Here is a 17,604-nt window from a genome sequence, read left to right on the forward strand (position 1 = left end):
CCGGGACATGAACCGGGACACGGGCCTTGCCGGGCGGATCGCTTTCGTCACCGGCGCCGGTGGCGGGATCGGTGCGGCGCTCGTGCGGCTGCTGCGCAGCGAGGGCGCGCGGGTCGTGGCGAGCGATCTTGCCGTGCCGGCGCTTGAGGGTGATGATATCTGGCCGGCCGCGCTTGACATAACCGACAGCACCGCGGTCGAGGCGCTCGTGGATCAGGTCGAACAGAGTTGGGGGCCGATCGAATTCGGGGCGAATGTCGCCGGTGTTCTGGCGACGGATACCGTTCTGGAGACCAGTGACGCGGACTGGCGGCGGGTGTTCGATGTGAACACCCATGGCGTGTTCCATGTCGGGCGCGCGCTCGGGCGGCGCATGGCGGCGCGGCGGCGGGGCAGCATCGTGGTCGTGGGCTCGAACGCGGCCGGCGTGCCGCGCCATGCCATGGCGGCCTATGCCGCGTCGAAGGCTGCGGCGCATATGTTCACCCGCTGTCTCGGCATTGAACTCGGGCCGCTGGGCGTGCGCTGCAACATCGTGGCGCCGGGTTCGACGCTTACGCCGATGCAGACCGGCATGTGGGCCGACGATCAGGGCGCCGCGCGGGTGATCGCCGGGCAGCCCGGGACCTTCAAGGCCGGGATCCCGCTTGGCAAGCTCGCGGTGCCGGAAGAGGTGGCCGAGGCGGTGCTCTTCCTGCTCTCGGACCGGGCAAGCCACATCACCATGGCGGATCTTTATGTCGATGGCGGGGCAACGCTCCGGGCGTGACGGCCCTCAGCCGAGCCGCTGCCGCACCAGCGTCGCGAAGATGCTTGCGGCCACCGGAAGCAGCGCATCGTCGAAGTCATAGGCCGGATCATGGCACATGGGGCTTTCCTGCCCGAGAAACAGATAGGCGCCCTCGGCGGCGGCCTGCAGGAACAGGGCGAAATCATCCGTGAACGGATAGGCGGGCTGGTCGCGCGTGACATTGGCGGCGCCCAGCACGGCGGCACAGGCGGCGGCCGCATGATCCGCGCCCGCGGGCGTGTTGATGCAGGGCGGAACCTCGGTCAGCCGATTGCAGCGGATGGCGCAGCCGGTCAGCGCCGCCACCCCGGCGCAGGCGGTTTCGAGCCGGGAATGAAGCAGCGCCAGAACCTCCGGGTCGAGCGCCCGCGCCGTGCCGGAAAGCCGCGCCGTGGCGGGAATGATGTTATGCGAACTGCCGGCCTCGATCGAACAGACGGTGATCAGCGCGGAGTCGGCCGGGTCGATATACCGCCCAATGATCGAGGAAATCTCGGTCGCGAGCCGTGCTGCCGCCTGCACCGGGTCGGTGGCCTTGAAAAAGGCGGCGCCGTGGCCGCCGGTGCCGGAAATCTCGGCCTCCCACACGATATAGCCGTTCAGGGTCGCGCCGCTGCGCACCGCGGCCTGTCCCGGTGCCAGAAGCGGCATGTTGTGAAACCCGTATACCTCGTCAAAGGGGAAGCGGTCGATCAGCCCGTCCCGGATCATCGCCCTTGCGCCCAGCCCGTTTTCCTCGGCCGGCTGAAAGATCAGCACGACGCGGCCCCGCGCGGGCGGGTTTTCGGCCAGATGGCGCGCAACCCCGAGCAGCGCGGCGGTGTGGCCGTCATGACCGCAGGCATGGGCGACACCATCCCGGGACGAGCGCCACTCCCGGCCGCTTTCGTCCTGCATCGGCAGGGCATCCATGTCGGCGCGCAGGGCGATCGACGGGCCGGGCGCGCCTCCCTCGACGATGGCCACGACCCCGGTCCTGCCGATCCCCTCGACCGGCGCGAGCCCGAAGTCCCGCAGCCGCTGCGCCACTAGGCCGGCGGTGCGGGTCTCTTCAAAGGCAAGCTCCGGGTGGCGGTGGAAATCACGGCGCCACTCGGTCATGAGAGGGGCAAGGGCAGCGATCTGGTCGATTGTCTTCAACGGTGCAGGGCCTTTGTCGGGGATGCCTCCTGATAGGGCGAAGCGCGGCGCGGCGCAATGGAACGGGAGCGTGATCGCGGACATGCCCCGTTGAATCCGGCGACGATGGCACACAGATATGACGCAGACCGCAGCAGGAGGGGAGCCGGCGCCATGCGCTATGAAAAATCGGCAGAGGCCATCGCGGCGCTTTCGCCCGAGGAATATCACGTCACGCAGGAAAGCGGCACCGAGCGGCCGGGCAGCGGAAAGCTGCTGCACAACCGCGAACCGGGCATTTATGTCGATATCGTCTCGGGCGAGCCGCTGTTCGCGAGCGGCGACAAGTTCGACGCCGGCTGCGGCTGGCCGAGCTTTACCCGCCCGATTGAATCCGCCCATGTGACCGAACACGGCGACCACAGCCTTGGCATGTTGCGCACCGAGGTCCGCAGCGCCCATGGCGACAGCCATCTGGGCCATGTGTTCCCCGATGGCCCGGTGGATCGCGGGGGCCTGCGCTATTGCATCAATTCGGCGGCGCTGCGTTTCATCCACCGCGACGACATGGAGGCCGAAGGTTACGGCGCCTGGCTCGGCCGGATCGGGGGCGGGCATGAGCAGGACTGAACGCGCCGTCCTTGCCGGGGGCTGTTTCTGGGGCATGCAGGATCTGTTCCGCCGCCGTCCCGGCGTGATCGCGACCCGGGTCGGCTACAGCGGCGGCGACGTGCCGAACGCGACTTATCGCGATCACGGCAATCATGCCGAAGCGCTCGAGGTGATCTTCGACCCCGATGTGACGGGTTATCGCGACATCCTTGGCTTCTTCTTCCAGATCCACGACCCGACCACCCCCGACCGGCAGGGCAACGACCTCGGCCCGAGCTATCGTTCGGCGATCCTTTTCGCGGATGAACGGCAGGAACAAACCGCGCGCGAGACCATCCGCGACGTGGATGCTTCCGGGCTCTGGCCGGGGCTGGTTGTGACCGAACTCGCCCCGCTCGGCGATTTCTGGGAGGCCGAGCCCGAGCATCAGGATTATCTCGAACGGTTCCCGAACGGCTATACCTGCCATTTCATCCGTCCGCACTGGGTGCTCCCGCGGTCTGCGGCATCGTGACGGATCGCGCGTTCGGCGCTTGACTTGGGCCCGGTGCTTCGCGACAGTCGCGCTGATGGTTTCCCGGGGGCGGCAAAGGCGGCCTGCGGGATGAAAAGGGAACGCGGTGCGGAGGAATCTCCAAGGCCGCGACTGCCCCCGCAACTGTAAGCGGCGAGCGCCCATCCTCCTTGTGCCACTGGGGCCTTGATGGCTCCGGGAAGGCAGGGAAGGGCGCAGCGACCCGCGAGTCAGGAGACCTGCCATCATCGTTGAAACCATGAGACGGGCGGGGTGCCCCGAGGAGCGTTTGCCGTGATGACGGAGCCACTCGAGACCATGCAGACCATGCGCCGCCCTCTTCTGCGCGGAGGGCGCGATGAGCATTTCATTTCCGGACCACCAGTTCCAGATCACCACCTGTCTGCGAAGCGGGCGCGAATGCCCCGTGGCGCGGGCCTTTGCCGAACGGCTCGTGCAGGCCGCGCGGCTCGCCTGTTCGCTGCGGCCCGGCTTCGAGATGACCGGGCGGGCCATGCTTGACGGTTGTGCGGCCGGGGGCGAGGCCCTGTTCGTGCTGAACGCGCACCGGGTGGAGCTGTTCTGCGGCGTCGAAAAGGGCGAGGATGCCGCGGCGCTCTGCGCCTTTTCCACCGCATTCTTCGAGGACCGCGACGCGCGGGGCCCGCTGTCCCGGCTGATGGCCCCGCCGCGGATGATGCTGCGGGCGCCGGTCCGCATGGCTTGCCCTGCCCGGGCCGAACCCTGCGAAACGGCGAGGATCTGACATGCGTGTTTTCCCCCCCGAACGGATCGTCTGCCTGACGGCGGAAACGGTCGAGGTGCTTTACCTGCTGGGCGAAGAGGCGCGTATCATTGGCGTCACAGGCTTTGCCACCCGCCCCGCGCGGGTGCGGCGCGAAAAGCCCCGGGTCTCGGGATTTTCCTCGGCGGATATTTCGGCGATCACCGCGCTTGAACCTGATCTCGTGCTGAGCTTCTGCGATATTCAGGCCGACATCACCGCCGCGCTTCTGCGCGAGGGCGTGGCGGTCATGGCCTTCAACCAGCAGGATCTGCGCGGCATTCTTGCCATGATCCGCCATGTCGGCGCGCTGGTCGGTTGTCCCGGGCGGGCCGACGACCTTGCGCGCGGATACGAGGCGCGCCTTGCCGAGGTCGCCGCCCGGGCCGAGGGGCGGGCAAGGCCGCTGGTCTATTTCGAGGAATGGGACGACCCCATGATAACGGCCGTGCGCTGGGTGTCGGAACTGATCGGCATCGCGGGCGGGCGCGAGGCGTTCCCGGATCTTGTGACCAGGGGCAAGGCCATGGAGCGCGTGGTGACGCCCGAACAGGTGGCGGCGGCGCGCCCCGATGTCATTCTAGGCTCCTGGTGCGGCAAGAAGCTGCGCCCGGAGCGGATGGCGGCGCGCCCGGGCTGGGACACGATCCCGGCGGTTCGCAATGGCCGCATCCACGAGATCAGCTCCTCGCTGATCCTCCAGCCCGGCCCGGCGGCGCTGACCGACGGGCTCGACGCGATCATCGAGGCGCTGGGCTGAGCGTCAGCCGCCGCGCGCTTTCACGGCATCCGTGACGGCACGGATCACCCCGAGCGTGGGCGGCTCGTCAAGGAAGGGCACATGACCCCGGTCCGGCACGGTTGCGCTGACCATGTCGGGGTGCCGGAGTTGCATCTGCCGCAGCGTTTCGGCCGAAAGGATGTCGGAATTCGCGCCCCGGATCACGCCGAGCGGCAGCGGGCGGAGTGCATCGAACAGCGCCCATGGGTCGGGTGCATCCGCCGCGCTGCTGTCCGCGCCGGCTGCCGCCACCGCGTCGCGCAGATGCGGGTCGTACCGCAGCACGAGCCCGCCCGGCCCCTTGCGGTAGCGCGCCCTTGCCTCCTCCCGCCAGCGGTCAAGGGGAACGCCCGGGAATTTCGCCGCATTGTCCCGCGCCAGTGCATGCGCGGCGTCCTCAAGGCTGCGGGCCTCGGGCGGGCGGCCGAGGCGGTCCAGAATCCGCGCAAGCCCCGCCGGTTCGATCACCGGGCCGATGTCGTTCAGGATCACACCCGAAAGCCGCGCCGGGGCAATCATCGCAAGCGCCATGGCGATCAGCCCGCCCCGCGACGTGCCGAGGATCACCGCCCGCTCAAGCCCGAGATGATCGAGCAGTTCAAGCGCATCCCCGGCCTCGCGCGGGATCGAATAGTTGCGGAAATCGGCGTCATAGGCGGAGTCGCCCCGCCCGCGATAATCCATGCGGATGACACGGCAGCCCGCGAGATGCGGCGCGACATGGTCGAAATCGCGGCAGTTGCGGGTCAGGCCGGCAAGGCAGAGCAGGGCAGGGCCATGGCCCGTGTCCTCGTAATAGAGCGAGAGCCCGTCGCTTGTGTCGAAGCTCGCCATCAGGAGGGGCGCCCGTTCATTGCATGCCGTCCCGGTGCCGGGCCGGCTGCCGGCGGAATATCATTGTCCCACCGCCGGTTGTGCGTCATGGCTCACATGGATTCGGGCTGCGGCATGCCGAGCACGTGATAGCCACCATCGACATGGATGATTTCGCCGCTCGTGAAGGCGCCGGCATCCGACGCCAGCCAGACCGCCGTACCGCCCACGGCCTCCAGCGTCGCGTTGCTGCGCAGCGGCGCGTTCTGCTCGGTGAACCGGTAGGTCTTGCGCGCACCGCCGATGGCGGCACCGGCCAGGGTGCGCATGGGGCCCGGAGAAATCGCGTTGACGCGGATGCCCTCGGGCCCGAGGTCGTTTGCCAGATAGCGCGTCGCGGATTCGAGCGCGGCCTTCGCCACCCCCATCACGTTGTAATTCGGGATCACCCGGTTGCTGCCCTGATAGGTGAGCGTGATGAGCGTCCCGCCATTCTCGCGCATCAGGGGATGGCTGCGCCGGGCGACCTCGATGAAGGAATAGGCGCTGATTTCCAGCGAATGGAGGAAATTCGCCCGGCTCGTGTCGAGGAAACGCCCGGTGAGTTCGGACTTGTCCGAATAGGCGATCGCGTGGACCACGAAATCAATGGTTTCCCAGCGGCCGGCCAGTTCGGCAAACCCCGCGTCGAGCGCCGCGTCATCCGTCACGTCGACGTCGATCAGCAGCGTCGAGCCCAGGCTTTCCGCAAGCGGTTCGAGGCGGCGGCCGAAGGCGGCGCCCTGATGGCTGAAGGCCAGTTCCGCGCCGGCCGCGCTCATGGCCCGTGCAATTCCCCATGCGATCGAATGGTCGTTGGCGACGCCCATGATCAGGCCGCGTTTCCCGGCCAGTGGCTGCATCATCTGTTCATTATCCCTGATACCTGGAGAGGATCATCGAACCGTTGGTTCCGCCGAATCCGAAGCTGTTGGTCATCACGCTGTCGAGCCCGGCATTCTCGACCAGGGTGCTGGCGATCTCGGATGGATCGAGCGCCGGATCGAGGTTTTCGATGTTGATCGAAGGCGCGATGAAATCATGCTTGAGCATCAGGAGGCTGAACACCGCCTCGAGCGCGCCGGCCGCGCCCTGCGCATGGCCGGTCATGGATTTGGTCGAACTGATGGGCGGGGTCGTTCCCTCGCCGAAGACGCGCCGCACCGCCTCGACCTCGCCGACGTCGCCGACCGGGGTGCTGGTGCCATGGGCGTTGATATAGCCGATGCGCCGCGCCTCGGGCAGGGTTTCGAGCGCAAGCCGCATGGCGCGCTCGCCCCCTTCGCCGGACGGGGCAACCATGTCGTGCCCGTCGCTGGTCGCCGCGTAACCCGTCACCTCGGCATGGATCGTCGCACCGCGGGCAAGCGCATGGTCCAGATCCTCGAGCACGAGAATGCCACCGCCGCCCGAGATCACGAACCCGTCGCGTCCGGCATCAAAAGCGCGGCTCGCCCGTTCGGGCGTGTCGTTGTATTTCGACGACATCGCGCCCATGGCATCGAACAGGCAGGACAGCGTCCAGTCGAGCTCCTCGCCGCCGCCGGCGAACATCACGTCCTGCTTGCCGAGCTGGATCTGCTCGACCGCGCTGCCGATGCAGTGCAGGCTGGTCGAACAGGCGCTGGTGATCGAATAGTTGACGCCGCGGATGCCGAAGGCCGTGGCCAGATTGGCCGAGATGGTCGAGGACATGCATTTCGGCACCGCGAAGGGGCCGATCCGCTTGGTCACGCCGGTCTTGAGCACGCTCTGGTGTGCCGCGAACATGGCGCTGGTCGAGGGCCCGCCCGACCCGGCGATGACGCCGGTGCGCGGATTGACGATGTCGCCCTCTTCAAGCCCGGCGTCGCGGATCGCCTCGGTCATGGCGATATGGGCATAGGCGGCACCCGGCCCCATGAAGCGCATGGTGCGCTTGTCCACATGTTCGGCGGGGTCGAGCTTGATCGTGCCGGCGATGCGGCTGCGGAAGCCGTGCTCGGCCATTTCCGGCACCGCCTCGATCCCCGAGCGCCCGGCCCGCAGCGAGGCAAGCACTTCCGGCACGTTGTTCCCGATCGAGGAAACGATGCCCAGACCTGTGATGACGACGCGGCGCATCGGCTTCTCCCTCTGTTCTCGGTCGATGGCCCGGACAGGGCATTCAGCCTGCGGCCGTGGCCAGACCGACCTTCATGTCCTTGACCGAATAGATCTCTTCGCCATCGGCGACAACACGTCCGTTGGCCACGCCGATCTTGAGCTTGCGGTCGATGACCCGGGTCATGTCCACGTAATATGTCAGCAGCTTGCGGTCGGGGCGCACCATGCCGGTCAGCTTGACCTCGCCCACGCCGAGCGCCATCCCCTGGCCCAGCATGCCGCGCCAGCCAAGGTTGAACCCGGTCAGTTGCCACAGCCCGTCAAGGCCGAGACAGCCCGGCATGATCGGATTGCCGGGAAAATGGCAGGCAAAGAACCAGAGATCGGGATGGATGTCGAATTCGGCCACCACATGGCCCTTGCCGTGGCTGCCGCCGTCGGCACTGATTTCGGTGATGCGGTCCATCATCAGCATCGGCGGTTCGGGAAGCTGCGCATTGCCCGGCCCGAAAAGTTCGCCGCGGGCGCATTTCAACAAGTCTTCCTTGTCGAAGCTGCTGGGGTATTGAGCCATATGGCGTTCTCTCCTGCCTTGCTGGTCTCGCGGATCGCGCCTCGTCTAGCACTGGGTTCGGGCATCCTGCAAGATCGCGGGCGGGGGCTGCCCGTGTCCTCATGTCGCGGAGCGCGAATGAATTTCATTTGAAACCGCTCCACAAAGCGCACTATATGAACAACATGGCCGAGATCGAGATACCAAAGGGCAACAGCCCCACAGAAACCGCTGCCCGCTGGCTTGGCAAGGGCGATCTGCGACCGACGCGGCAGCGGGTCGCGCTGGCCGAGCTTCTGATCGGGGACGGGCGCCATCGCCACGTCACCGCCGAAAGCCTTTACGAGGCGGCGCGGGAAGGCGGCGTCTCGGTGTCGCTGGCGACGGTCTACAACACCCTGCGCGCCTTCTGCGAGGTCGGCCTCATGCAGGAGGTCACGGTGAACGGCACGCGCAGCTATTTCGACACCAACACCCATGAGCACCCGCATTTCTACTGGGAAGACGATGGCGTCCTGAGCGACGCGCCGGCCGAGCGGCTGCACATTATCGGCCTGCCGCCGGCCCCCGAAGGCGCCGAGGTCGCCTCGGTCGATGTGGTGATCCGGCTGCGCCGGCGCTGAACATCGTCCAGCGGCGCTTTCGGCCCGGAAGGCACGGGCGTCTCGCGTTGGTTCGCGATGACCGCGGCCCCCGCATCCTTCAGATCAGAACCACTGGCCGGGTTCCATCAGCCCGAGGTCGAGAAGCTGGCGCGAATGCCACTCGAACCGGGTGGAACTGCGCCACAGGAAACTGTCGATCGCATGGCGCGAGCCCGGATTGCGCTTGAGCGCCTTCGCCGTGCGGAACGAACAGATCGCGGCCGTGAGGTTGTGGTGCCAGGGGCAGGAATAGGTGTTGTATTCCTGCTCGGCGAAGCGATGGTCGGGCAGCAGCCGCAGGCTCGGCGCGGCGCGGAACAGGGCGACCCGGTCGATCCGGCGGCTTTTGGGCGGGATGTGTTCCTCGTAGCGCCAGCGCAGCCCGCCGAAGAAATCGAGCTGCCGTTCGCGCGGATGGCCGGTCGCCGGGTCGATCCGTGCCAGCGCGTAATAACCCGCGCGGTCGAGATGGGCGCGATCAAGCAGCACCGGCTGGTCATCCGCTTCCGTATCGGCATAGAGGTCGACCACATAGGTCAGCATCGCGTCGCGTTTCTCTTCGCCGTGAAAGGCCAGCAACTCGCCCACGCTGCGGCTCTCGCAGAAGGGAAAGAAAAGATATTCCGCGTTGAAGCAGTAATAGAACCAGAGCCCCGGCGCCGCCTCGATGAACCGGTTGACCGCATCGGCCAGCACTTCGGGCGAGGCGCAGTCGAAACCGATTCGATGCACGCGCGGATCGGCAATGTCCTTGAGCGCAAAGGCATCGGGCATGAGCGCCAGGACCGCGCCGAAGCCGCATTTCAGGTGGTGGCGCAGGGTGGATTCGATCTCGGTCTCGTCCTCGACGAAGATCAGCGCCACCGGCCCCTTGCCCAGCAGCGCGCGGCCTTCGCCGATAAAGCTGTCCAGCGTTGCGAATCGCATGGGTCCGCCCCCTGATTCCGGCTGTCGCCGGCCTTGTTCTGGTGATCCGCGCCAGAATCGGATAATTGCGGAACCGATGCAAGCCGGGCCCGCACGCGCCGGCGCGAAACCCCTGATCGAAGGCGTTGCCGACATGAGCGCACCCCGGAAGCTGTTCATCAGAACCTATGGCTGCCAGATGAACGTCTATGACAGCGAGCGCATGGCCGAGGCGCTGGGCGAACAGGGCTATGAACAGGTCGACAGCCCCGAAGGCGCCGACATGATCCTGCTGAACACCTGCCATATCCGCGAAAAGGCCGCCGAAAAGGTCTATTCCGAACTCGGTCGGTTCCGGGGCCTGAAAGAGGCGAAACCCGATCTGAAAATCGGTGTCGCCGGCTGCGTGGCCCAGGCCGAGGGCGAGGAAATCATGCGCCGCGCGCCGCTTGTCGATCTGGTGGTCGGGCCGCAGAGCTATCACCGCCTGCCGGCAATGGAGGCCCGCCTGCGCGAGGGCGGGCGCGCGATCGACACCGATTTCCCGGTCGAGGACAAGTTCACCGGCCTGCCGCCGCGCCCGCGTGCCAGCCGCGGCCCCACGGCGTTCCTGACCGTGCAGGAGGGCTGCGACAAGTTCTGCGCCTTCTGCGTCGTGCCCTATACCCGCGGCGCCGAGGCATCGCGCCCGCCCGAACGCATCCTTGCCGAGGCGCGCGATCTGGTGGCGCGGGGCGTGCGCGAGATCACGCTTCTCGGGCAGAACGTGAATGCCTATCACGGCGCGGGCGAGGGGGGCGACTGGAGCCTTGCGCGCCTGATCCGCGCGCTGGCCGGCGTCGACGGGCTCGAGCGGATCCGCTATACCACCTCGCACCCCAACGACATGAGCGACGATTTGATCGCCGCCCATGGCGAATGCGACAAGCTCATGCCCTATCTGCATCTGCCGGTCCAGTCCGGCAGCGACCGGATCCTGAAGCGCATGAACCGCAGCCACAGCGCCGAAAGCTATCTGCGGCTGATCGAACGCATCCGTGCCGCCCGCCCCGACATCCTGATTTCCGGCGATTTCATCGTCGGCTTTCCCGAAGAGAGCGACGCGGATTTCCGGGCCACGCTCGATCTGGTCGAGGCGGTGGGATACGGGCAGGCCTATTCCTTCTGCTATTCGCCCCGCCCCGGCACGCCGGCGGCGGAACGCGCGCAGGTGGACCCGGCGGTCGCTGCCGAGCGGTTGCAGCGGCTTCAGGCCCTGCTCGGGCAGCAGCAGAAGCGTGCGCAGGACCGCATGGTCGGGCAGGAGGTCGGCGTATTGTTCGAGAAACCGGGCCGCGAGGCGGGGCAGATGGTCGGCAAGTCGGACCACCTGCACGCGGTGCATGTGAACGGCGGCGGTGTCGGACCGGGTGTGCTGGCGCGGGTGCGAATCGTCGCGAGCGGCGCGAATTCGCTGGCCGGAGAGGTAATTGCCGCCGAATGAGGCAGGGCCCGGCGGCGGCGCTGCCCAAGTGAAGCCCAGGTGAGGCCCAAGTGAGGATTGTCGGCAACGTCCCGCCCGAAAACATGGTTGCCCCCGCTGCTTCGACCCTTTTGCACTGGACGCATGGCGTTCCATTGACGATGTAGGATGCAACAGGGCAGTCTGGACGGATCGGGCAGCCCCCGCGTGCGAAGGATGAATGAGTTGAAACCGCTTTTTTCTGTGTCCGCAAAGATTCGTGACTCCCTGCTGATTGCCGGATCGACGGCCGCGCTGACCTGCTGGCTCGGCGGTGCCGCGTTTGCCGGCAACCTCGAGGAACCGGTGGTCGAGGCGCCGATCTTCACCCCCGCGCCCGCGGAACCGGCGCCGAGCTGGGCCGGGTTCTACCTGGGCGGCAGCATCGGCTATGATTTTCAGGGTGATGACGAGGTCGGCCACCGCAATACGGCTGGCACCATCGTCGCGTCGCCTGACACGCTGAAACAGCACGGGTTCAACTACGGCCTGCATGCGGGCTGGCGTGGCGAACGGGCGCTGAGCGACCGCACCGCGGTGTACGGGCTCGAATTCGGCTATATGGGCGGCAAGGCGGATGACGATTTCACCACCGATGGTTATACCGCCTCGACCGATCTGAACTATGTTCTCGGCCTGCGCGGCAAGGCCGGCGTCACCAACCGTTCGGGCGATACGCTGTTCTACGGTATCCTCGGCTTCGTGCGCGGCGATTTCGACTATTCGGTCACTGGTACGACCGGCGGGGATTCGATCGCGCTCGATACATCCTACAAGAGCAACGGTTTCGCAGCCGGTGTCGGGGTCGAGCGCAAGCTGTCGGAAAACTGGTCGGTGCGCGCCGAATACGAATATCTCCAGTTCCAGAAAAAGGATCTGACGGATGCGGGCGGTGCCTCGACCAAGGCCACGCCGAAGTTCCACAATGTCCAGCTTGGCGTGAACTTCCGCTTCTGATGCGCAGTGACCGGAGATGACCGGAATTACCGGCCGCCCTGCATCCGGGGCGGTCGTTTTCGTTTCCGCCTGTCGCGCACCCCGCGGGAAGGTGCTGCCCTGAAATACGGCCCCGAATGATCGCGACGGCTTGCGCAGCCCGGACGATATTGGCACGCTGACGGCTGGAACCTGAATAGGAGAGCGGCTTGGCCACCGGCCCCCTGACCCCGTTACAGCCCGACGACGCCCGGCGCGAAGTCGAGATCGAATTTCCGGACAATCGCCTGCTGATCGAGCTTTGCGGCGAATACGACCGCAATCTTGCCCTGATCGAGCGCGAACTCGACGTGCAGATCATGCACAAGGGCAATATCCTGACGATTATCGGCGAACCCGACTCCCGCGTCCGCGCCGGGGAGGTGCTGCGGCTGCTGTACGCGCGGCTCGAATCCGGGCGCAGCATCGAAAGCGGGGACATCGACCGCGAGCTGCGGCTCGGCGGTGCAAGCCCGGCGCCCGGACGTCCCGGCACCGGCGGCCCGGCCACCGAGATCCGCACCCGCAAGCGCGTCGTGGAGCCCCGCACCGAGGCGCAGCGCAGCTATCTGCGCACGCTTCTGGACAATGACCTCGTGTTCGGCATCGGCCCTGCCGGCACCGGCAAGACCTATCTCGCGGTGGCGGTCGGGGTGTCGATGTTCATCGCCGGGCGAGTCGATCGCATCATCCTGTCACGCCCGGCGGTCGAGGCGGGGGAAAAGCTCGGCTACCTGCCCGGCGACATGAAGGAAAAGGTCGATCCCTACATGCAGCCGCTTTACGACGCGCTTGACGATTTCCTGCCCGGGAAACAGTTGAGCCGGCTGATGGAGGAACGCCGCATCGAGATCGCGCCGCTGGCCTTCATGCGCGGGCGCACGCTTTCGGATGCCTTCGTGGTGCTGGACGAGGCGCAGAACGCCACCACCATGCAGATGAAGATGTTCCTGACCCGCCTTGGCGAGGGCTCGCGCATGGTGGTGACGGGCGACCGCACCCAGGTCGATCTGCCGCGTGGCACGGCTTCGGGGCTTGCCGATGCGGAACGGCTGCTCAAGGGGGGCATTCCGTCGATCGGGTTCAGTTATTTCACCGCCCGCGACGTGGTGCGTCACCCGCTGGTCGCCGCAATCATCGAGGCTTACGAGGCCGATGGCTGACGGATACACGGATCCGCACCGCCATCGCGTGCCAGCAGGGGCGCGGCCAGGGGCATGAGCGTCGATGTGATGATCGAGGACAGCCGCTGGACCGCCACCGGCCTGACTACGCTGGCGGCGCGCGCGGGTGATGCCGCGCTTGTGCATCTGGGCCTGGACCCCGCGCGGTTCGGGATTGCGCTGCTTGGGTGTGATGACGCGCGGATCGCCGCGCTGAACGCCGCCTTTCGCGGGCAGGAGCAGGCGACCAATGTCCTGTCCTGGCCGTTGCGCGACCGCGCACCGGAACGGGAGGGCGCGCGGCCCGCGCTCCCCGGTGCCGAGGAATGCGAGCTTGGCGATATCGCGCTCGCCTTTGACACCTGCACGGCCGAGGCCCGCGCGGCCGGGCGCGCGCTCAGCGACCATGTGACGCATCTTGTTGTGCATGGGGTGCTGCATCTTCTTGGTTACGATCACCTTCGCGATGGCGATGCAGAGCTCATGGAGCGGCTCGAGCGCGAAATACTTGGCACTCTGGGGATTGATGACCCATATGAGTGACAGCAGACCGGCCCGATTTCGAGACAGGGTTTCATGAACGACACCACGGACACAGCCCCGGCATCCGCCGGGCAACAGCCAGAGACCGAAGACGACTCATCCGCGCCCGATGGACGATCGGGCTTTTTCAGCCGCCTGCTTGACGCGCTGACCCCGGATGCGCCAGCCGAAGACGGCCCGAAACCCGGCGGCCCGCTGCGCGGGATGGTCAACCTTCATCGCATGCGGGTCGAGGATGTGGCGATCCCGACGGCGGAGATCGTCGCGGCCCCGCTCACCATCGGCAAGGAGGAGCTCGTCACCCTGTTCCGCAACAGCGGCATGTCGCGAATCCCGATCTATGACGGAACGCTGGATACGCCGCTTGGCTTCGTCCACCTCAAGGATCTGGCACTGAGCCATGGCTTCAACGGCAACGGGCTTGATTTCGACCTCACGGCCATGCTGCGTCCGCTGCTTTTCGTGCCGCCCTCGATGCCGATCGGGGTGTTGCTGACCAAGATGCAGACCGAGCGGCGGCACATGGCGCTCGTGATCGACGAATATGGCGGCGTCGACGGGCTCGTGACCATAGAGGATCTGATCGAGCAGGTGGTGGGCGAGATCGCGGACGAACACGACAGCGACGAGAACCAGACCTGGATCCGCGAAAAACCCGGCTGCTACCTTGTGCTGGCGCGCACGCCGCTGGACGATTTCGAATCCGAGATCGGCATGTCCCTGACCGAAAACGAGGATGTGGACGAGGAAGAGATCGACACGCTCGGTGGCCTCGTCTCGATGCTTGCCGGGCGCGTGCCGACGCGGGGCGAGGTGATCCAGCACCCGGACGGCCCCGAATTCGAGGTGATCGACGCCGATCCGCGCCGGGTCAAACGTATGCGCGTGCGCTTTCCGGCTGCCGGCTGATGACGATGCAGCGACCGTCGGTGCTGCGGCTGCTCGCGGCGGTGCTGCTTGGCGTGGTCGCTGCGCTCGGGCTTGCGCCGACCGGCTGGTGGTGGCTGACCCTCGCGGGGCTGGCAGCGCTGCCGGCGGTGCTGGCGCCGATCCGCCGCCCGCGGGGGCAGGGGCTGGTCGGCTGGGGCTTTGGCCTTGGCTATTTCGCCCATGGCCTGTTCTGGATCATCGAGCCGTTCCAGGTGGACGTGGCCCGCCACGGCTGGATGGCGCCCTTTGCGCTCCTGTTCCTTTCGGGCGGGCTTGCGTTGTTCTGGGGCGCGGCCTTCTGGGGTGCGGCGCGGCTGGCGCGGCGGGCCGATTTCCGCCCCTTTGCGCTGGTGACGTGCTGGACGCTGGCCGAATATGCCCGCAGCTACCTGTTCACCGGCTTCCCCTGGGCGCAGTTTTCGCAGATCTGGATCGACACGCCCGCGGCCCTTGCGCTGGCCTGGATCGGGCCGCTGGGGCTGAGTTTTCTCACGCTGGCGGCGGGGCTTTCGCTCGGCGTCTTCCTGCTGCGCTTCGTTACCCGCCACATGCGGCTTGGCGGTGCCTGGCCCTGGCTGCTGCCCCCGGTGGGCTGTGCGGCCCTCGCGGGAGCGGCCGCCGCGCTCGCCCTGCCGCTCCTGCCGGTGGAACCGGCCGGCGGGCGGGTCGTGCGCCTCGTGCAGCCCAATGCGCCGCAGCAGGAGAAATGGGATCCCGAACGCAATGCCGTCTTTTTCGAGCGCCAGCTTGCCTATACCGCCGCTGCGCCGCGGCCGGACCTGATCGTCTGGCCGGAAAGCGCGATCCCCTGGCTGCTTGAGGATGCGGATTTTGCGCTTGCCGCCATCGCCGGGGCAGCCGGCGGCGTGCCGGTCGTGCTGGGCGCGCAGCGGGACGGCGAGGGGCGCTATTACAATACGCTGGTTTACCTGGATGCGGAGGGGGCGGTTGCGGGGCTCTATGACAAGCACCACCTTGTTCCGTTCGGTGAATATATCCCCTTTGGCGATCTCGCGGCGCGCTTCGGCCTGCACGGTTTCGCCGCGCAGGAGGGGGCCGGCTACAGCGCCGGGCCGGGGCCGCAGGTGCTCGGTTTTGGCGGGATCGGGGCGGGTCTGCCGCTCATCTGCTACGAGGCGGTTTTTGCCCATGACGTGAACGCGGCGCCGGAGCGGCCGGATTTCCTGATCCAGATCACCAATGACGCCTGGTTCGGCAAGCGCAGCGGTCCCTATCAGCACCTTGTTCAGGCGCGGATGCGGGCGATGGAACAGGGGCTGCCGCTGATCCGTGCCGCGAACACCGGGGTTTCGGCGATGATCGACCCGCGCGGGCGCGTCACCGCCAGCATCGCGCTGGGCCAAGCCGGATTCGTCGATGCGGAACTGCCCCGGCCGCTGCCGCCGACGCCCTATTCGCGCACGGGCGATCTGCCGCTGTTCCTGTTGCTGCTGCTCGGGCTTGGCGCAATCCGCGCAGGGCAGCGGGCGAGAAGCGGCGCGGCGCGGCGCGGAAAACGCGATTGACCCTGCCGCGCCCCGCGCGTAACCACTTTTGCAACCCGTCACAACGGCTTCCTGACGTGGCGGGATAATCTCAATGGAGCACTTTCATGTCGCGTGACAGCTATATCTTCACCTCGGAATCGGTTTCCGAGGGGCACCCCGACAAGGTCTGCGATCGTATTTCCGATGCCATTCTCGATGCGCTGCTCGAGCAGGAGCCCGAGGCGCGCGTGGCGGCCGAGACCTTTGCGACCACGAACCACGTCGTCGTCGGCGGCGAGATCGGCCTTGCGGATACCGGTCGTCTGCACGAACTGATGGGGGATATCGAAGACATCGTCCGCGCCTGCATCCGCGACATCGGTTACGAGCAGGAACGGTTCCATCATGCGACCTGCGAAATCACGAACCTGCTGCACGAACAGTCGCTCGACATCGCCCAGGGTGTGAACGCGGCCGAGAACAAGGACGAGGGCGCGGGCGACCAGGGCATCATGTTCGGTTTTGCGACACGCGAGACCGAGGCCCTGATGCCGGCCCCGATCCACTATGCCCATGCGATCCTGCGCCGCCTGGCCGAAGTGCGCAAGGACGGCACCGAGCCCGCGCTCGGCCCCGATGCGAAAAGCCAGCTTTCGGTACGCTATGAGGGCGGAAAGCCCGTTGGCGTGAGTTCCATCGTGCTCAGCACCCAACATCTGGATCCCGAGCTTGGCAGCGATGACGTGCGCGCGATCATCGAGCCCTATATCCGCGAAACCCTGCCCGGGGGCTGGATCGACGAGCGCACCGTCTGGCACGTGAACCCGACCGGGCGCTTCGTGATCGGCGGGCCCGACGGGGATGCGGGGCTGACCGGACGCAAGATCATCGTCGATACCTATGGCGGCGCGGCGCCCCACGGGGGCGGCGCCTTTTCCGGCAAGGATCCGACCAAGGTCGACCGGTCGGCCGCCTATGCGGCGCGTTACCTTGCCAAGAACGTGGTCGCGGCGGGGCTGGCGGAGACATGCACGCTCCAGCTTGCCTATGCGATCGGGGTGAGCGAACCGCTGTCGATCTATGTCGACACCCATGGCACGGGGCAGGCCGACAACTGCGCCATCGAGCGCGCCCTGCGGAAGATCATGGATCTGACGCCGCGCGGCATCCGCGAGCATCTGGACCTGAACCGCCCCATCTATCAGCGCACCGCCGCCTATGGCCATTTCGGGCGCGAACCGGATGCGGATGGGGGGTTCAGCTGGGAACGCACCGACCTGGTCGAGGATCTGCGGGCGGCGCTCTGAACCGGCCGGGCGGGCCGGTCTTGACTGCGGGGACGAGGGGCGCTGCCCCTCGTGCTCC

At 67.0% G+C, this 17,604-nt stretch carries 19 protein-coding genes and 2 riboswitches; of the genes, 13 read left to right on the forward strand and 6 right to left on the reverse strand.

Annotation, left to right across the window (positions count from 1 at the left end; translation table 11 throughout):
• Positions 1-7: 7 nt before the first annotated feature.
• Positions 8-769, forward strand: coding sequence for a 2,3-dihydro-2,3-dihydroxybenzoate dehydrogenase (locus B0B01_RS09945; RefSeq protein ID WP_076650172.1), 762 nt, complete (start codon positions 8-10; stop codon positions 767-769).
• A gap of 6 nt (positions 770-775) precedes the next feature.
• On the opposite strand, the gene B0B01_RS09950 is transcribed toward B0B01_RS09945, so the two are convergent.
• Positions 776-1,930: an amidohydrolase gene (locus B0B01_RS09950; protein WP_083946157.1), complete on the reverse strand. Its 1,155-nt coding sequence runs from the start codon at positions 1,928-1,930 to the stop codon at positions 776-778.
• A 153-nt stretch (positions 1,931-2,083) separates the two neighbouring features.
• Here B0B01_RS09950 and msrB point away from each other — a divergent pair, with 153 nt between their 5' ends.
• The 4 genes from msrB (at position 2,084) to B0B01_RS09970 (ending at position 4,579) form a co-directional block, all read left to right on the forward strand.
• The gene (gene msrB, locus B0B01_RS09955; RefSeq protein WP_076649721.1) at positions 2,084-2,539 is read left to right on the forward strand and encodes a peptide-methionine (R)-S-oxide reductase MsrB; all 456 of its coding nucleotides are present in this window, start codon (positions 2,084-2,086) and stop codon (positions 2,537-2,539) included.
• Positions 2,526-3,035, forward strand: coding sequence for a peptide-methionine (S)-S-oxide reductase MsrA (gene msrA, locus B0B01_RS09960; protein ID WP_076649722.1), 510 nt, complete (start codon positions 2,526-2,528; stop codon positions 3,033-3,035). The genes msrB and msrA overlap by 14 nt, the downstream gene beginning before the upstream one ends.
• Before the next feature lie 39 nt (positions 3,036-3,074).
• Positions 3,075-3,296: riboswitch (cobalamin riboswitch) on the forward strand.
• A gap of 97 nt (positions 3,297-3,393) precedes the next feature.
• Positions 3,394-3,801, forward strand: a complete 408-nt coding sequence (locus B0B01_RS09965) for a hypothetical protein (RefSeq protein ID WP_076649723.1) — start codon at positions 3,394-3,396, stop codon at positions 3,799-3,801.
• 1 nt (position 3,802) lies between these two features.
• Positions 3,803-4,579 carry a cobalamin-binding protein gene (locus B0B01_RS09970; protein ID WP_076649724.1) on the forward strand — a complete coding sequence of 259 codons (777 nt, stop codon included), beginning with the start codon at positions 3,803-3,805 and terminating at the stop codon, positions 4,577-4,579.
• Positions 4,580-4,582: 3 nt separating this feature from the next.
• Here B0B01_RS09970 and B0B01_RS09975 read toward each other — a convergent pair whose 3' ends face one another.
• The 4 genes from B0B01_RS09975 to fabA form a co-directional block, all read right to left on the reverse strand.
• Positions 4,583-5,434 (reverse strand): alpha/beta fold hydrolase, encoded by an 852-nt coding sequence (locus B0B01_RS09975; RefSeq protein ID WP_076649725.1) that lies wholly within the window; start codon positions 5,432-5,434, stop codon positions 4,583-4,585.
• Between the two features lie 92 nt (positions 5,435-5,526).
• Entirely contained in the window at positions 5,527-6,318 is a 792-nt protein-coding gene (locus B0B01_RS09980; protein WP_076649726.1) for an enoyl-ACP reductase FabI, read from the reverse strand.
• 7 nt (positions 6,319-6,325) lie between these two features.
• Positions 6,326-7,555 (reverse strand): beta-ketoacyl-ACP synthase I, encoded by a 1,230-nt coding sequence (gene fabB / locus B0B01_RS09985; RefSeq protein WP_076649727.1) that lies wholly within the window; start codon positions 7,553-7,555, stop codon positions 6,326-6,328.
• A gap of 43 nt (positions 7,556-7,598) precedes the next feature.
• Positions 7,599-8,111 (reverse strand): bifunctional 3-hydroxydecanoyl-ACP dehydratase/trans-2-decenoyl-ACP isomerase, encoded by a 513-nt coding sequence (gene fabA / locus B0B01_RS09990; protein ID WP_076649728.1) that lies wholly within the window; start codon positions 8,109-8,111, stop codon positions 7,599-7,601.
• A gap of 164 nt (positions 8,112-8,275) precedes the next feature.
• On the opposite strand from fabA, the gene irr reads away from it, so the two are divergent.
• On the forward strand, positions 8,276-8,713 hold the full coding sequence (irr, locus tag B0B01_RS09995) for a Fur family transcriptional regulator Irr (protein WP_076650173.1): 438 nt from the start codon (positions 8,276-8,278) through the stop codon (positions 8,711-8,713).
• A gap of 84 nt (positions 8,714-8,797) precedes the next feature.
• Here irr and B0B01_RS10000 read toward each other — a convergent pair whose 3' ends face one another.
• A complete protein-coding gene (locus tag B0B01_RS10000; protein WP_076649729.1) occupies positions 8,798-9,661 on the reverse strand; it encodes a hypothetical protein in 864 nt (287 codons plus the stop codon).
• Between the two features lie 133 nt (positions 9,662-9,794).
• Between B0B01_RS10000 and miaB the strand changes: the two genes are divergently transcribed.
• The 7 genes from miaB to metK all read left to right on the forward strand — a co-directional run bounded on the left by miaB (position 9,795) and on the right by metK (position 17,546).
• The gene (gene miaB / locus B0B01_RS10005; RefSeq protein ID WP_076650174.1) at positions 9,795-11,123 is read left to right on the forward strand and encodes a tRNA (N6-isopentenyl adenosine(37)-C2)-methylthiotransferase MiaB; all 1,329 of its coding nucleotides are present in this window, start codon (positions 9,795-9,797) and stop codon (positions 11,121-11,123) included.
• 204 nt (positions 11,124-11,327) lie between these two features.
• Positions 11,328-12,098 carry an outer membrane protein gene (locus B0B01_RS10010; protein ID WP_234967748.1) on the forward strand — a complete coding sequence of 257 codons (771 nt, stop codon included), beginning with the start codon at positions 11,328-11,330 and terminating at the stop codon, positions 12,096-12,098.
• A gap of 188 nt (positions 12,099-12,286) precedes the next feature.
• Complete coding sequence (locus tag B0B01_RS10015) at positions 12,287-13,279, forward strand: PhoH family protein (protein WP_076649730.1); 993 nt, start codon at positions 12,287-12,289, stop codon at positions 13,277-13,279.
• A 54-nt stretch (positions 13,280-13,333) separates the two neighbouring features.
• Complete coding sequence (ybeY, locus tag B0B01_RS10020) at positions 13,334-13,822, forward strand: rRNA maturation RNase YbeY (protein WP_076649731.1); 489 nt, start codon at positions 13,334-13,336, stop codon at positions 13,820-13,822.
• Between the two features lie 33 nt (positions 13,823-13,855).
• The gene (locus B0B01_RS10025) at positions 13,856-14,731 is read left to right on the forward strand and encodes a hemolysin family protein (protein ID WP_076649732.1); all 876 of its coding nucleotides are present in this window, start codon (positions 13,856-13,858) and stop codon (positions 14,729-14,731) included.
• Positions 14,731-16,278 (forward strand): apolipoprotein N-acyltransferase, encoded by a 1,548-nt coding sequence (lnt, locus tag B0B01_RS10030; RefSeq protein WP_076649733.1) that lies wholly within the window; start codon positions 14,731-14,733, stop codon positions 16,276-16,278. The genes B0B01_RS10025 and lnt overlap by 1 nt, the downstream gene beginning before the upstream one ends.
• Before the next feature lie 32 nt (positions 16,279-16,310).
• Positions 16,311-16,359, forward strand: a riboswitch (SAM-SAH riboswitch).
• 5 nt (positions 16,360-16,364) lie between these two features.
• Positions 16,365-17,546 (forward strand): methionine adenosyltransferase, encoded by a 1,182-nt coding sequence (metK, locus tag B0B01_RS10035; RefSeq protein WP_076649734.1) that lies wholly within the window; start codon positions 16,365-16,367, stop codon positions 17,544-17,546.
• Positions 17,547-17,604: the final 58 nt, after the last annotated feature.

Origin of the sequence: Pontibaca methylaminivorans, from assembly GCF_900156525.1 — a bacterium.
Taxonomy (GTDB): Bacteria; Pseudomonadota; Alphaproteobacteria; order Rhodobacterales; family Rhodobacteraceae; genus Pontibaca; species Pontibaca methylaminivorans.

Excerpts from the sequence above, each read along its gene's own strand:
- B0B01_RS09945 (WP_076650172.1), top strand. The coding sequence starts at position 8 with ATGAACCGGGACACGGGCCTTGCCGGGCGGATCGCTTTCGTCACCGGC.
- msrB (WP_076649721.1), top strand. The coding sequence starts at position 2,084 with ATGCGCTATGAAAAATCGGCAGAGGCCATCGCGGCGCTTTCGCCCGAG.
- msrA (WP_076649722.1), top strand. The coding sequence starts at position 2,526 with ATGAGCAGGACTGAACGCGCCGTCCTTGCCGGGGGCTGTTTCTGGGGC.
- B0B01_RS09965 (WP_076649723.1), top strand. The coding sequence starts at position 3,394 with ATGAGCATTTCATTTCCGGACCACCAGTTCCAGATCACCACCTGTCTG.
- B0B01_RS09970 (WP_076649724.1), top strand. The coding sequence starts at position 3,803 with ATGCGTGTTTTCCCCCCCGAACGGATCGTCTGCCTGACGGCGGAAACG.
- B0B01_RS09975 (WP_076649725.1), bottom strand. The coding sequence starts at position 5,434 with ATGGCGAGCTTCGACACAAGCGACGGGCTCTCGCTCTATTACGAGGAC.
- B0B01_RS09980 (WP_076649726.1), bottom strand. The coding sequence starts at position 6,318 with ATGATGCAGCCACTGGCCGGGAAACGCGGCCTGATCATGGGCGTCGCC.
- fabB (WP_076649727.1), bottom strand. The coding sequence starts at position 7,555 with ATGCGCCGCGTCGTCATCACAGGTCTGGGCATCGTTTCCTCGATCGGG.
- fabA (WP_076649728.1), bottom strand. The coding sequence starts at position 8,111 with ATGGCTCAATACCCCAGCAGCTTCGACAAGGAAGACTTGTTGAAATGC.
- irr (WP_076650173.1), top strand. The coding sequence starts at position 8,276 with ATGGCCGAGATCGAGATACCAAAGGGCAACAGCCCCACAGAAACCGCT.
- B0B01_RS10000 (WP_076649729.1), bottom strand. The coding sequence starts at position 9,661 with ATGCGATTCGCAACGCTGGACAGCTTTATCGGCGAAGGCCGCGCGCTG.
- miaB (WP_076650174.1), top strand. The coding sequence starts at position 9,795 with ATGAGCGCACCCCGGAAGCTGTTCATCAGAACCTATGGCTGCCAGATG.
- ybeY (WP_076649731.1), top strand. The coding sequence starts at position 13,334 with ATGAGCGTCGATGTGATGATCGAGGACAGCCGCTGGACCGCCACCGGC.
- B0B01_RS10025 (WP_076649732.1), top strand. The coding sequence starts at position 13,856 with ATGAACGACACCACGGACACAGCCCCGGCATCCGCCGGGCAACAGCCA.
- lnt (WP_076649733.1), top strand. The coding sequence starts at position 14,731 with ATGACGATGCAGCGACCGTCGGTGCTGCGGCTGCTCGCGGCGGTGCTG.
- metK (WP_076649734.1), top strand. The coding sequence starts at position 16,365 with ATGTCGCGTGACAGCTATATCTTCACCTCGGAATCGGTTTCCGAGGGG.